The following is a 15,063-nucleotide window of genomic DNA, read 5'->3' on the forward strand; positions in this document are numbered from 1 at the left end:
AAAGGAGTGAAATCCTGACTCTGAAATTATCTATTTCTTTTGTTGGTTGTTTTAAGTTTGCAGAGAGAGAGGTGCCGTGACGGTAGTTCTCTCTCTTTTTATCATGCGATGCAAAACCATTTACCTTCACCATTCAAGGAACTTTCCCCTCTCCCTGCGCTTCTGCAACTCCTCCTTCAGAAAACGCTGACGGTCTTTGGCGATATAGCGGCGGGCAAAGATATTGGGAACGGCTACTCCCAACGCAATACAAAGAATTATCAGTGAAGCATTGATGCCGTTGGATACAGCCACCGTCACCTCACCTACCACTCCGTGCATATTGATAAGGGCAACCAGTGCACGATACATCAGTACTCCCGGAATCATCGGAATGACGGAAGGAATAGTGAGCACGTGATTGGGCACATGAAACCAGTGGACAGCCTTTACCGCCACCAGACTCACCACCATAGCCCCCGTAAAGGAACCGATGACAGGACCGAGTCCCAGCTCGAAGTTGACAAAGTTACGCGTACACACCGCAAGCATTCCTCCTATCGCAACCACCCACAACAGACGGCGCTGGATATTGAATATCATGGAAAAGCCCATAGCAGATATGGCCGCTGCAATGGCGTATATATAGTAAGGATCGTGCGGAACCATGCTCAATTCGCTGAATTTCTTGTCAATCACCACATCTTCCATAGCCAGCAGACGCATGGCTATCACAATGCCGAAAGCCATAGCACACACCATCAGCACCGTATTGACGGCACGCACAATACCCACCTGTATGTAGTTGTCAATCATATCATCCACAAAATTAATGATGGGAACTCCCGGCACAATGAACAGCGCACAGGCCAGCAGCGGATGATATGGAGTGCCCGAAAGCCCTGTAAAGGTAGTGACATAAGCAAGACAGGTTGCCACCAATGCCGCAATGGCGATACTCATATAAAGATTGATGCCGAACTCCACGCAACGCGCACGAACACGGAATCCGGCAAAAGCCGCAATGGAGGCAAATAAAAAAGCAATCCAGTCACCGCCGAACAGCTTGCAGAAACCGCCGCAGGCAAATCCCGCTCCGATAGCCACAAGATAGGGGGTATAGTTGCGCTTCTTGTTTTTTATCTTTTCCAACTCTTCTTCGTAACGGTCCAGTGAGTAATCCTCTTCTATGGCACGCCAAGAGAGTTTGCTGATTTCGGAGATGGCGGTCATATTGATACCATGTTTCTCGCACTTTTGGAATTTGGAATAAGAGTGCGATTCATCACTCAAATTCACCACCAGCATTGTATAAGTCACGTCTATGTGAAGGTTCTCCTCGGGTAGCCCCAGGTAGGCGGCAACACGATTCATATTACGTACTATGCGATTGGTATCGGCTGCACTCTCCACTAATATTTTCCCTGTACGAAGCAATAAATCAAGCTTCCTGCGCAAGATAATCTCTTGTTCAACCATTGTTGTATCCATCAAACTTTCTACTAACTAATATCCTATTTTTACCTACCCCTAAAGAGGAGTGCAAAGATAGGCAAAATATAGAAAAGAATTTCATATCTCGCCGGAAACCCATACCTTTGCACGCATTTTTAGAAAAAGGGAAACGGACAGACCGTACTTTTGTCAATTCCCTAAAAACAAAGGCTGATTCATATGGAAATATTTTGGAACACGATTGCGCTATATAATGAAAATACTTGGTGGGCGCAAATTATCATTACCGTAACAGGCATTGTACTGACCGCACTGTTATACCGCAAACCTACCGCCGGAGTAAAACGCTCCATGAAGATATATATGGTATTCCTCAACAGCTGGATAGCTTTGGTATACTATATGATGTATTGTGACACACGCAGTTACCACCATATCCTTGCCTGTTTTTGGGGTGTAATCGCCATAATCTGGCTGTGGGACTTGTTTACCGATTATACTCCGTTTGAACGCAATCCCAAATACCAAGCACTGGTAGGCGTGCTGTATGCAATGCCTTTCCTCTATCCACTCCTGTCGTGGGCACGCGGCATGGAGTTTCCGATGATGACGACAACGGTAATGCCCTGTTCGGTAGCTGTGTTCACCATTGGTCTGTTACTGGCATTCTCACGCAAGGTCAATTTGCTCGTTATCCTTTTCCTCTGTCACTGGGCACTCATCGCTTTCTCCAAAGTGTATGTGTATAAAATACCCGAAGACCTGCTGCTGGCAAGCGCCACCGTACCTGCCATTTATCTGTTCTTCAAGAACTACGTAGCCCAGAACCTGCATAAAGAAACAAAACTGAGCGCACGGCTCATGAACTGGTTTCTTATTGTGATATGCATCATTATCGGGGTGCTCTTAAGTATGCCCCTCTTTCATGGATTGAGAGAATAGCACATCACTTCTTTTTGCTTGAAAGAGCAAGTATATATCAACGCTTGTTTACCCAACAAAAAACAGACCATCCGTTTCGAGTAAACGGATGGTCTGTTTGTATCAAATGGATAATGCGTTTAGTGCTGACAGACGATGCGTTTACATAAAACGCACCATCTGTATTGTTATCTCATCTTAGATGAACCAGCGAACATAACAGAAATCCTGGCGGTGAGGCAGATCTGCATGCTTCGGGAACATACGGTAAGCTACTTTGAAGCTACCGGCATTCTCCAGCTTATGCTTCACTTGGAAAGTATAGAGATTACCCTCTTTCTTCACTACATTGAACGGCTCTACAGAGTAAATATGTTGCTTGCCATCCTGTGCAGTATAGGTAGTTACCAATTCCAGACCGATAGCATCATTCAAGCCCTTTTCGTCGATAACGTAAGTAATGGTGTATTCCTTGCCGCTTTCGATAGAGCCTTTAACCAGTTCTTCCGTCTTTTCAGAAGATACTACCTCGATACTGTCCCACTTGGCAACAACTTCCTCTTTCCATGCTGCGAGTTCCTTAGCCTTGGCATAGTTATTGGCAGCTAACACTTTAAAGCGTTTCGCTTCCTTAGTGTAGAACTTGCTATAGTAATCGTCCAGCTGACGCTTCATTGTGTAATGAGGTGCAATCTGTGCGATAGAGTTCTTGATAGTCCTAATCCAGCCTTCAGAATATCCCTTCTTGTTGCGTGCATAGTACAACGGCAGGATTTCCTGTTCGAGGATACTGTAAATAGTAGCGGCATCCAGTTGGTCTTGATATTCCTGGTTCTGGTAGGTGCGTTTTTCTGTCAATGCCCAACCTGCGCCTTCACGGTAACCTTCCAGCCACCATCCGTCGAGTACGGAGAAGTTTACAACACCGTTCATCAACGCTTTCTCACCGGAAGTACCGGATGCTTCGAGCGGACGTGTCGGAGTGTTCAACCAGATATCAACGCCTGATACAAGGCGGCGAGCCAACTGCATATCGTAGTTTTCGAGGAAGATAATCTTACCCAAGAACTCAGGACGGCGGGAGATTTCGATAATTCTCTTAATCAATCCCTGACCTGCACCATCATGCGGGTGAGCCTTACCGGTGAACAGGAACTGTACCGGATAATCGGGGTTGTTCACAATCTTAGACAGACGCTCCAAGTCGGTGAACAACAGGTGTGCACGCTTGTAAGTAGCGAAACGACGTCCGAAACCAATCAAGAGCGCATTCGGGTTAATCTTGTCCAACAAAGATACAACGCGTGAAGGGTCTCCCTGATTGTTCAACCATGTCTTGCGGTATTCCTTGCGAACATAGTCAATCAGTTTGTTCTTCATAGCCATACGTGTCTTCCAAATCTCTTCGTCTGCTACATTATAGATAGCTTCCCAAATCTTAGGATTAGACTGGTCGTACCAGAAGTTTTCATCGAAGTGTGCAGCATAGAGCTGTTTCCATTCCGTAGCACTCCATGTGGGGAAGTGGACACCGTTCGTAACATAACCAACGTGCATCTCTTCCGGGAAGTAACCTTTCCAGATAGGAGCAAACATTTCCTGAGAAACTTTTCCGTGCAACCAGCTCACACCGTTCACTTCCTGAGAAGTGTTGCAAGCGAATACGGACATACAGAAACGTTCGCCCTTATCGCCCGGATTGTTGCGGCCGAGGTCCATAAGGTCGTCCCAAGTGATACCCATCTTAGAAGGATAGCCACCCATGTACTTACCGAAGAGACCTTCGTCAAAGTAGTCGTGACCGGCAGGAACCGGGGTATGTACGGTGTACAAAGAAGAAGCGCGCACCAACTCGATAGCCTGGTCATAAGTCAGACCTTCGGCCACGTAGTCGCAGATACGCTGTACGTTAATCAACGCTGCGTGTCCTTCGTTACAATGATATACATCTTTCTTGATACCCAGTTTCTTCAAAGTAAGAATACCACCGATACCCAACAGTATTTCTTGTTTCAGACGGTTTTCCCAGTCACCGCCATACAGCTGGTGAGTAATGGAACGGTCGAACTCGCTGTTCATCTCGTTATCCGTATCAAGCAGATAGAGGGAGATACGGCCAATATTTACTCTCCAAAGGAAAGCGTGTACGTAGTAATCCAAATAGGGAACGTCCACAACAACTTGGTTGCCGTTTTCATCCAATACACGGTCAATAGGCAACTGGCCGAAGTTCTGGGCTTCGTAGTTGGCAATCTGTTGGCCGTCCATAGCCAATGTTTGAGTAAAATAACCGTAACGATACAGGAAACCGACAGCGCACAAGTCTACATTACTGTCAGAAGCCTCTTTCAAATAGTCGCCGGCAAGTACACCCAGACCACCGGAATATATCTTAAGTACATGATTCAAACCGTACTCCATGCTGAAATATGCAACAGAAGGACGATTGCTATCAGGTTTCACATCCATATAATTGCGGAACTTGGAATATACATCTTCCATTCTACGCAAAATCACTTTATCTTTAGCGAGTGCTTCGAGCTTAGCATAGCTCATACGTTCTAACAGCAGAACAGGATTCTGTCCAACTTCTTTCCAGAGAGCAGGGTCAAGGTCTTTAAACAATTCAGTAGCCTCATAATTCCATGACCACCAAATGTTACGTGCAAGTTCGGATAATTTCTCCAATTCAGCAGGGATGTGAGACTTAACGTTCACATCTTTCCAGTTCGGAGTGTTTACATTACTAACTTTAATCTTCATTGTATGATTACTTGATTGATTAATATAATTTTTTCCATCAGCCCAACTGACGCTTCATCGCATTGCGCAACGCAAGGTCGTAGGCTTCATAATAATATTGTATAAAATGCTTCCATAAAGCCTGCTCCGCCACTTGTGCCGCACGCTTACGGATTTCTTTAATTTCCGTATCTGTTTTCGTAGAGAACAAGGCTATCGTATCCCTAATACCATCCGCCACTTCGGAGTAGTTATAATCCGAGCGATGCAATACCTCTACCCCATCGTTAATGCCATGCTGGTTCTTGAGGCTGTTCACCCAAAGTCCAAAGCCGGCAAGGTCGGTTGTAATGGTCGGCACATGGAAAGCCACGCTTTCCAACGGGGTATATCCCCAAGGTTCATAATAGGAAGGATAAACGCTGAGGTCCTCTCCCAATATCAAGTCGTAATAATGCTTGTTGAGAATGCCGTCTTTGCCATCCTGATAGCAGGGAACAAAAATTACCTTCACTTTATCTTCGGGACGGTTGCCCATACCAAGGTATTTTAGCATATCCAGTACTTGGTCGTGCGTCATGTTATGCAGCCAGTGCGTAATGAAAGGCACTTCCAAAGGGGTTGTATAATGTTCGTCTTTCTTCTTCAGACGTTGCTGCAAGTCTTCACGGGGATCGCCCACCCAACTGGGAACGTTGACGAAAGCCAGTACATTCTTCTTCAAGTTCTTATCGCGGTTCAGGCGGTTCAATGATTCCAAGAACACATCGATTCCCTTGTTCTTGAACTCGTAGCGGCCGCTGGTTCCGATAATGAGCGTGTCGTCATCAAAAGCCTGTCCCAAAAGACATTGGGCCACACGTAACATAGTGGAACGTGCACGTTTGCGCTTGCCCGTAAATGTAGAACCTTTCGGAACGAAATCATCTTCGAAACCGTTCATCAGGATTACATCTGCAGGCTTGTCAAGCAGTTCTTTACACTCGTTATTGGTGATTTCGCTTACAGTAGTAAAACAGTCTACGTAATGGGCGGTCTGTTTCTCTATGGAATGCTTGGACTCCATATTCAGTTCCTGCGCCATTTGGTCGCCGTTGTAAGCGAAAAGATAATCGTATAGCGGTTTGTTATTACCTGCGATAGAACGACCTATCGAGGTGGCGTGTGTAGTGAATATCGTAGCTATTTCGGGAACGGCGGTCTGCAAATAAAGCGCAGCCATACCCGTCATCCACTCATGTGCTTGGAATACAACCTTGTCCTGTTCTGTCAAATTATACCGATAGAAACTTTCTACGACCTTTCCGGTGGCATATGCAAACATGGAGGCTTCATCGTAGTCACCGTATGCGTGCAGTGAGTCCACTTGATAGTGTTCCCACATTTCCGTATAAATTTCGTTCTTTTGCGTAAAGAAAGGTTGGAAATCAACCAATATAACGATAGGCTCACCCGGAATGTTCCAACGACCTACACGAACAGAAAGGTTATCTTTTTCAATAGCATATTTTTTCCATGCGGCACAAAGGTTATCAGACTCAATAAATAAGGGATTTTCTTTTCCTTGCCAAAAGTCCGGACCCACAAAAAACACTCTATCACGAAATTTTGTCTGCAGTGTATTTGCTCTGGTAGACAAAACTGTATAGATACCGCCTACTTTATTACATACTTCCCAGCTCGCTTCGAAGATGTAATCGGGGGTAAGTAGTTCTTTAACCATATATGTTATAATCTCTTTATCTTAATTACGGCTGCAAAAGTACGCATTATTCTTTGAAAAATAGCCTTTTAATCGAAAAAACTGATTAAATGTACATAAACAATCGTTTGCATAAATGTTATAGTTAACGACAAAAGCCCGCCAATACTGGGAAAAGCGAGGATTACCTTCACAAAGAAAAAAAACACAAGTTCGGAACAATATCCGGAAAAAACGGAAGAAAATACAAAAAGCCCCGGAACTTCTTTGCGAAGTTCCGGGGCTTCCGTCAATATCAACGTATTATTTATGCTGTCAGCGCACTACCAATCAAGAAAGTAGCGGCCAAAGCCACGATAGCGTAAAGTTCGGGGAATACGGCAAGAATCAGCGTATTGCTGAACACGTCGTGTCCCTGACCGATAGCTGCGATACCATTGGCGCAAACCTGTCCCTGACGGATAGCCGAGAACAAGGCTACCAATCCCAAAGCAATACCGGCACCCAAGATAGCCGCAGCCTGAATAGCTGTCATATCCGGAGTAAGAAGACCGAAAATAGTCTGAAACATAAAGTAACCGGCAAAGCCATACAAACCCTGAGTACCGGGAAGCGCCGTCAATACCAAGAAGTTACCGAACGCACCGTCATTCTTCTTCAATGCGCCGATAGCTGCATTACCGGCAATTGTCACACCATAGGCACTACCGATACCTGACAAACCAACCATCACTGCAATGCCAATATAGGCAATCAATAAATTCATTTCCATAATCTTATTCGTTTTTTTATTGTTTATATTTTTATTTGTTACTCTTTATGAAGACTGCCCCATTTCCGTGCAGCCTTTCTTTCATGTTTTTAATTCTTAATTTTTAAACGGCTTATATTCTTTACCTCCTCCTTCGTAACCGGAATTCTTGAAAAACTCTACGAAGGTCAGACGCATGGGGTGAACCATCGCACCAAGCACGTTCATAAAGATATTGATGGCATGGCCGATGACGAATATCAGTACCATTACAATCGGTCCTGCAATGACATTATCGGGGCTCATACCCACTGCCAGACTGTTGAACACACCGGCAAGGATACCGCCTGAGAGTCCGAGTGCAAACAGACGTACATATGACAGCACATCACCGAGTAATCCCGTCGCCATATTATAGGAATCCCAGAATCCGAGACCGATATTGAGGAATATATTCTTTCCCGGACTATTGTAGAGGAATATCATAGCTGCCGCCACACCGAGGATGCACAAGTGGACTGTACCGCCCAACGGCATAACTTCCGGCAACAATGCCCCCGCTCCGCAGGAAACCAATAATATAATCCAACCAATCGTAGCTACGGCATACTTGAACCCGAACTGAATGGCTTGATTCACCGCCTTCAGCACCATACCGAACAGAATCTGTATCGCACCGAGTATCAATGACAGCTGGAACATATCGTTATTGTCCATGAACAAATGTTCTTTCATCTTTTGGAAGAAAGGCAGGTTGATATCGTAGATATTTGCTCCGAAGAACGTTCCTGTCAACAATCCGCAGAAGAAGGTGGATGCCGCCAATACTTGTATCAATGAGAGGATAGGCTTCATCGTCGCACTGATATTCTTGGCGAACAGACGATACAGGGTTGCTCCGAGAAACAGGAATAATCCGTAACCGGAGTCTCCCAGACATAAGCCGAAGAACACCATAAAGAAAGGTGCAAAGAACGGCGTCAGGTCCAGTTCGTTATACTTGGGCAGCATATAGAGCTTGCATATCGGCTCGAACCATGCAAAGAAACCTTTGTTGTTCAACCGGATAGGTACATTGTCGCCCGGCACGGGAGAGGTAACCTCGTAATACACATGCTGCGCATCCAGCCATGCCGAAATCTCTTCTATATTGGAAGCCGGCGCCCAACCTTGCAGCAGCATCAGCTTCTCTCCTGCCGTAGATTCCGTGTTCAGCATTACTTTGGAGAATTCCATATCGGTGTTCACCTCTTTCAAGGCTGCACGCAACGAAGGAATTTCTTTTTCGGCAAGTACCTTCAGTTTCTCCTCGTTATCCGCCAAAGCCTGTTCCGTCTCGTCACAAAGAACTTGTACGCGTTCCAGTGAATAAGGCGGCAGCTTTGCCTGTTCTGCATCCAAATCTACTTCTTCCGCATTCTTGGTTACGGTAATGAAATAGACGCGTGAGGACAGACGACTGATAACCATTGCATTATAGGTAGCTTCCCATGCTTCGTCATAATTGCCTTCCGAACAACTGTAAAAACCCACCGTCAGCCCGGCATCGTGCAGACGCGACAGCTCGGCAGGTTCAAAGTTACCCCAAGGTTCCAAAGCGGCTTTCTCCTTCTGATAGGCCTGCAATTGCTGTTGCAACTTATTCTTTTCAGCTTGCAGTTCGTCCGCTTCGTTCAGCACTTCCAAGCCACGGATTGCCGAAGCGGGTGTCTCAGCAGCCACCGGTTTGGCGGGTTTGAACGCCTGCAACAGTTTCTCCGTTGCTTGCAGACGGGCGGACAGGCGAATACTATCCTGCAGCTCCGTGTTGTCGGCCACGCCTTGCTGTTTCTCGGCCACGTGTACTACACCGAGGTCGCGCACACCGTTTAGGAATGCTTCGTACTCCTTATGATATACAAGGAACGTGAGCTTCTTCATTTTTGTAATCATGCTTCTGTCTCCTTCCTTCTCTCTTGGTGGGACTTCATAATCTTCTGCGATGACTTGGAGAGGTTCTCCTCATCTTCCATAAATCGTTTGATTTTGCGCAGTGCATCCTGATAGCCCGGAATCTGTACTTTCTCAAAAAGATTCACCTTTTGGGTGGTCTTTTTACGCGCATGTTCCAGCAAGTTCAGCTTGGCAACGGTAAATTCCCGTTCGATGGCCGTGTGTGCCAGTTCCTTGAGCAAGTGCAACCCGTCTGCATACCATTTGGGCGCATTGAACAAGCTGTAAGGGCGTATCTCGAAATCTATATTCTCGAGCAACGGCACTCTTACGCCGGCAATCTTCTTCACACCAAGATGAACATCGCTGACCTTTATCAATGAGGCGTCAAACTCATTCCAAAGGGCGAACATGGCTTCATAAGCTTGGATTTCCTTTTCCAACCTCGCATCCAGTGCGGCAGCATCGGCTTTGCAGCGCTTCACTTCCATACGCAGGGCGCTCTCCTTGTTCTTGATGATGGGGAGCGTACGCACGCGTACTTTCAGTTGCTTTTCCAGCTGTTGGAGCGACGTTTTATTATATTGAAACTTAATAGCCACTTCGTTAGTGATTAATTATTAATTATTAGTGATTAGTTTTCGGCTTTAGGCCAGAATTCGTCCACAAGTTCTTTCTTGATGTTCACTTCCTCCGGACGGAAATACTTACCGAACAAGCTCCAGGCTACATCGAGCATTTCTGTAGTATCGAGGTTTACATCAATAGCCAGCAACTGGTTGGAGTAGTCCTTGGCAAAGGCGAGGGTACGTTCGTCGTAGTTTGTCAGGTCGAAACCGTTCTCAAGTTTAGTCTTGGCGTTGGCGGCATCGGCATACAGACGTACGGCAGCATTCATCACCTGCGGATGGTCTTTACGCGTCTTCTTACCCGTAACAAGCTGTTTCAAACGTGACAATGAACGGAACGGGTCGACGATAACCTTGCCGATGTCACTGTCGCGGCGGAGGAACAACTGTCCCTCAGTGATATAACCCGTATTATCAGGCACAGCGTGCGTAATATCGCCACCTGACAAAGTAGTCACGGCGATAATCGTGATGGAACCGCCGCTGGGGAACTGTACTGCTTTCTCGTAAATCTTCGCCAAATCCGAATAGAGAGAACCCGGCATGGAATCTTTGGACGGAATCTGGTCCATACGGTTGGACACGATAGCCAATGCGTCGGCATAAGAGGTCATATCCGTAAGCAACACCAGTACCTTTTCATTATTGTTTACCGCAAAATATTCGGCGGCAGTCAGTGCCATGTCCGGAATCAGCAGACGTTCTACGGGCGGGTTTTCGGTTGTATTCATGAAGCTGACGATACGGTCGAGCGCACCAGCATTGGAGAATACGTTCTTGAAGTACAGGTAGTCGTCATTCGTCATACCCATACCGCCGAGGATAATCTTGTCGGTTTCCGCACGCAAGGCCACGTTGGCCATCACTTGGTTGAAAGGCTGGTCGGGGTCTGCAAAGAACGGGATTTTCTGTCCGGACACCAGTGTGTTGTTCAGGTCGATACCTGCAATACCGGTTGCAATCAGCTCGGAAGGTTGTTTACGGCGTACCGGATTTACGGACGGACCGCCGATTTCCACTTCCTGACCTTCGATGGACGGACCGCCGTCGATAGGATCACCGAAAGCGTTGAAGAAACGTCCGGCAAGCTGGTCGCTCACTTTGATTGTAGGAGCCTTGCCCAAGAACACGACCTCTGCATTGGTGGGAATACCTTCCGTACCCTCAAACACCTGCAAAGTCACATCGTCACCGGCAATCTTAACCACCTGGGCTAGCTTGCCGTTTACGGTTGCCAACTCATCATACCCTACCCCCGTGGCTTTCAGCGAGCACGTGGCTTTCGTAATCTGAGTAATCTTAGTATATATTTTTTGAAATGCTTTTGTTGCCATCTTATTATTTATGCTTTACGTTCTTCAATCAATTCCTGCAACTGTTTGTAGAAATTGTCATACTCTTCCGATTTGAATTTCGAATAGTTCATCTGTTTGCAGATGTTAATCATCTTCTTGAAGTAATCCATTACCTCGTTGAAGTTGTCGAACTCAAATTCCGTATGGCAGATGTCAATTACCATGTTGAGAATATCCTCCTGACGCTCCATGGGAGTTACGGCATCAATCTCATCGAAAGCATCCTGTTGCAGGATAACGAAGTCAATCAGTTCCGACTTCCAGAAGATTACGTGATATTCTACAGGCACACCGTCATCACCCAAAATATTGATTTGTTCCGCAATTTCCTTACCGCGTTGCAGACGGGTCTTGACTTCATTCACCTTGCCAATCCATTCACCGTTGATACGTTTGGCTATATAATCCTCAAATTCGGGATATTCGATATATTTGGAATACGAGTCAATCGGGTTTACGGCAGGATAACGCTTCTTATCCGCACGGTCTTGTTCAAGAGCGTAGAAACAACGGGCCACCTTCTTGGTATTCTCGGTTACGGGCTCTTTCAGGTTACCGCCGGCAGGAGATACCGTACCGATGAACGTAATGGAACCGGTTTCGCCATTGTTCAGCTTCACGTATCCGGCACGGCCGTAGAAGTTGGAAATGATAGAAGACAAGTCCATAGGGAATGCGTCGGGACCGGGCAACTCTTCCATACGGTTGGACATCTCGCGCAATGCCTGAGCCCAACGGGAAGTGGAGTCTGCCATCAACAACACCTTCAATCCCATGCTGCGATAGTATTCCGCAATCGTCATGGCTGTGTACACAGACGCTTCACGGGCAGCTACCGGCATATTAGAGGTATTGGCAATGATAATGGTACGTTCCATCAGCTTACGTCCTGTATGCGGGTCTACCAATTCGGGGAACTCCGTAAAGATTTCCACAACCTCGTTGGCACGCTCACCACAGGCGGCAATGATTACAATGTCGGCTTCCGCTTGTTTGGAGATGGCATGCTGAAGCACCGTCTTGCCTGTACCGAACGGGCCGGGGATAAATCCCGTACCGCCTTCCACTATCGGATTGACAGTATCAATCACACGTACACCGGTTTCCAATAATTTGAAAGGACGCGGTTTTTCTTTGTAGTTCGTCATGGCACGCTTTACGGGCCACTTCTGAATCATATTTACTTTAACCTCATTGCCTTCCTCGTCAGTCAGGACAGCAATCGTATCCTCAATGCCGTAATCACCTTCCTCTACGATAGACTTCACGGTGCATACGCCTTTCTGTTCGAAAGGAACCATGATTTTCAGCGGCTGGAAGTTCTCGTCCACCTGTCCCAGCCATGCAGCGGCTTCCACTTGGTCGCCGGCTTTTGCCAGAGGTACGAAATGCCACTTACTTCCTTTATCCAACGGATACGTATATTGTCCGCGCTTCAGGAAAACGCCATCCATTTTGTCGAGGTCGTTTTGCAGACCGTCGTAGTTTTTAGAAAGCATACCGGGACCCAATGTCACTTCAAGCATATGTCCGGTAAACTCGGCTTCGGCTCCCACTTTCAGTCCACGGGTGCTTTCAAACACCTGTACGTAGACCTGGGTTCCTACCACCTTAATAACCTCCGCCATCAGCCTGTCTCCGCCGGTCGAGATATAACAAATCTCGTTCTGCGCCACAGGGCCGTCAACGACGAGGGTCACCATGTTGGCTATTACGCCACTAACAGTTCCTTTTGTTGCCATATAATTATGTAATTTATTTTATCTGAATTCTGCGGGTATCTGCACTTCATCCTTCAATGTAGCAATGATGCTACGGAACAGTTGGCTACCCTTTTCTTTATCCAATGAAATCCAACGCTCTATCATTTCAAGCTGTAACAAGAATACGAACAGACGCTCCACTGTGAAGTAGTCGAAGAAGGTTACCTCCTCCATCCAGTTCCACCGCAATTGGTCAATCTTTTTCTCCCGTTCCACCAGTTCTTCCGTTTCACTGATTTTCACCAGCAGATCCAACCATTCCACTTCACCGCTCAATCCGAAATCGCGTGCACCGGAGGTACGCAAAGCCTCGCAGACTTCCGTATCCCCTACTATCAGAGGAGACACATCCATCTTGAACTTTCGTGCCGTCAAGGCAACCAGTACATTATTTATCACAAGATTAAAACCAAACCATGCAGACACAAACTTATTCTTGCACTTCATGGCATAGGCATAGTAAAGTGCCGCCAAGCGATCTTCATGCAAGAAGTCATCTTCGGCGGTCAGATTGAAATATTCGGAAATAAAAGTAGAGAGGTAAGACGGGAACACACGTTCGGAGACTTCACCACCTTCTTTCAGCAATGAAATGTACTCAGCCAACTCTTCCGCCGAGTAGTTTCCCCGCGAATCTATAGCTGCGTCCTTGTCTTTCAATAATTTCAAGACATTCGCATTGTCGAACTGAAGATAAAACAAGTCTATCAACTTTCTATCCTCCTCAGACAAAGCCGGATACAGTTCCGTCTTGAAATCAGCTACCGTATAGCTCAATTTGCTATCCTCCAAAGTGAGTTCTGGCAAACCGGCTACCAAGTAATAATATTTACTCATAATCCTGTAGGGAATTAAAACAACATTTCCACTAATTGCGGACGCAGGAATTCCTTGAAGTAATTCATAAATTCTTCTTCACCGAAGTTCACTTTATAAGAGCCGTCGGCCGGTGAAACAGAGAAAAGCGTCTTGATTCCGTTCACTTGCTCAATCTTCACACCCTTGTCCAATAACCCTTTTGCTTGGGCAGCGAAGTACTTCTTCAAGCCTTCCGCGTCTGATGTAGAAATTACGATAGGCTCGTTTACGCTCCACTTAGACGCTAATGCCACGATAAAGGCGTTAAGGAAATCTTTGTCTGCGGCAAAGGCTTTCACGTCAGCGTTTACAATCTTATCCGTTACCAAAGTAGCGATTTCAGATTTCAAGGCATTCACGGCCTGGCCGGCAAACAGTTTTAACTCTGATTTGGTATTCTCCGCCAGTTCATCGGCAGATTTACGAGCGGTAGCCACAATAGAGTCAGCTTCTTTCTGTGCATTCTCTACAATTTTCCGGGCTTCTTCCTGAGCTTTTACGATAAGTTTTTGGGCTTCTTCATTACCTTTTTCCACCCCTTCACGATAAATCTTATCGGTTAGCTCTTGAATCTTGTTTTCCATATTTTACAGGAGTTATTATATGATTTATTACAATATTAATTGCATGATTTTTTTCTTTCCTTATTAGATTCACGCCAAAATTACGAAAAACCATTTGATATTAGACAAGAAGAATGAAATAAAAGTAGCCCATTTTCCTAAAAAACATCGTTTTTCACCAATTTTGTTCTGTAAAGATAACAATAAAGTAACAAGGGAAAAAGAAATAAAGGACTAAACCGGAAAATAGGCGGATGAAAAGTTCTTAAAACGAATAAAGCCCCCGTATCATCCGATACGGAGGCTTCTTCTAAAACGGCGACTACCTACTCTCCCACTGTTACGCAGTACCATCGGCGTGACCGGGCTTAACTTCTCTGTTCGGAATGGGAAGAGGTGGAACCCCGGTGCTA

11 protein-coding genes and 1 rRNA gene are annotated in these 15,063 nt (G+C 46.0%); 1 reads left to right on the forward strand and 11 read right to left on the reverse strand.

The annotated features are described in order from the left end of the window. Window positions 1-126 precede the first annotated feature (126 nt). Window positions 127-1,470, reverse strand: a complete 1,344-nt coding sequence (locus KG118_RS09660; RefSeq protein ID WP_117713202.1) for a threonine/serine exporter family protein — start codon at window positions 1,468-1,470, stop codon at window positions 127-129. Window positions 1,471-1,653: 183 nt separating this feature from the next. Here KG118_RS09660 and KG118_RS09665 point away from each other — a divergent pair, with 183 nt between their 5' ends. After that, window positions 1,654-2,376, forward strand: coding sequence for a DUF6064 family protein (locus KG118_RS09665; RefSeq protein WP_117713201.1), 723 nt, complete (start codon window positions 1,654-1,656; stop codon window positions 2,374-2,376). A 177-nt stretch (window positions 2,377-2,553) separates the two neighbouring features. Here the strand turns inward: KG118_RS09665 and KG118_RS09670 are convergent, their stop codons facing one another. The 10 genes from KG118_RS09670 to rrf form a co-directional block, all read right to left on the reverse strand. Then, window positions 2,554-5,118 (reverse strand): glycosyltransferase family 1 protein, encoded by a 2,565-nt coding sequence (locus KG118_RS09670; RefSeq protein ID WP_117713200.1) that lies wholly within the window; start codon window positions 5,116-5,118, stop codon window positions 2,554-2,556. A 37-nt stretch (window positions 5,119-5,155) separates the two neighbouring features. Further along, entirely contained in the window at window positions 5,156-6,820 is a 1,665-nt protein-coding gene (locus KG118_RS09675) for a glycogen/starch synthase (RefSeq protein ID WP_117713199.1), read from the reverse strand. A 286-nt stretch (window positions 6,821-7,106) separates the two neighbouring features. Beyond that, a complete protein-coding gene (locus KG118_RS09680; RefSeq protein WP_009123313.1) occupies window positions 7,107-7,571 on the reverse strand; it encodes a V-type ATP synthase subunit K in 465 nt (154 codons plus the stop codon). 96 nt (window positions 7,572-7,667) lie between these two features. Then, window positions 7,668-9,482: a V-type ATP synthase subunit I gene (locus KG118_RS09685; protein ID WP_117713198.1), complete on the reverse strand. Its 1,815-nt coding sequence runs from the start codon at window positions 9,480-9,482 to the stop codon at window positions 7,668-7,670. Then, window positions 9,479-10,084 carry a V-type ATP synthase subunit D gene (locus KG118_RS09690; protein ID WP_117713197.1) on the reverse strand — a complete coding sequence of 202 codons (606 nt, stop codon included), beginning with the start codon at window positions 10,082-10,084 and terminating at the stop codon, window positions 9,479-9,481. The genes KG118_RS09685 and KG118_RS09690 overlap by 4 nt, the downstream gene beginning before the upstream one ends. 32 nt (window positions 10,085-10,116) lie before the next feature. Then, on the reverse strand, window positions 10,117-11,445 hold the full coding sequence (locus KG118_RS09695; protein ID WP_009123311.1) for a V-type ATP synthase subunit B: 1,329 nt from the start codon (window positions 11,443-11,445) through the stop codon (window positions 10,117-10,119). 8 nt (window positions 11,446-11,453) lie between these two features. After that, window positions 11,454-13,208: a V-type ATP synthase subunit A gene (locus tag KG118_RS09700; RefSeq protein WP_117713196.1), complete on the reverse strand. Its 1,755-nt coding sequence runs from the start codon at window positions 13,206-13,208 to the stop codon at window positions 11,454-11,456. A gap of 18 nt (window positions 13,209-13,226) precedes the next feature. Continuing rightward, the gene (locus KG118_RS09705) at window positions 13,227-14,066 is read right to left on the reverse strand and encodes a DUF2764 domain-containing protein (RefSeq protein ID WP_117713195.1); all 840 of its coding nucleotides are present in this window, start codon (window positions 14,064-14,066) and stop codon (window positions 13,227-13,229) included. A gap of 14 nt (window positions 14,067-14,080) precedes the next feature. After that, a complete protein-coding gene (locus tag KG118_RS09710) occupies window positions 14,081-14,671 on the reverse strand; it encodes a hypothetical protein (RefSeq protein ID WP_117713194.1) in 591 nt (196 codons plus the stop codon). A gap of 292 nt (window positions 14,672-14,963) precedes the next feature. Beyond that, window positions 14,964-15,063, reverse strand: a 5S ribosomal RNA gene (gene rrf / locus KG118_RS09715); the annotation flags it as partial.

Source organism: Bacteroides propionicigenes, assembly GCF_018390535.1.
In the GTDB taxonomy this organism is placed as follows: domain Bacteria; phylum Bacteroidota; class Bacteroidia; order Bacteroidales; family Bacteroidaceae; genus Bacteroides; species Bacteroides propionicigenes.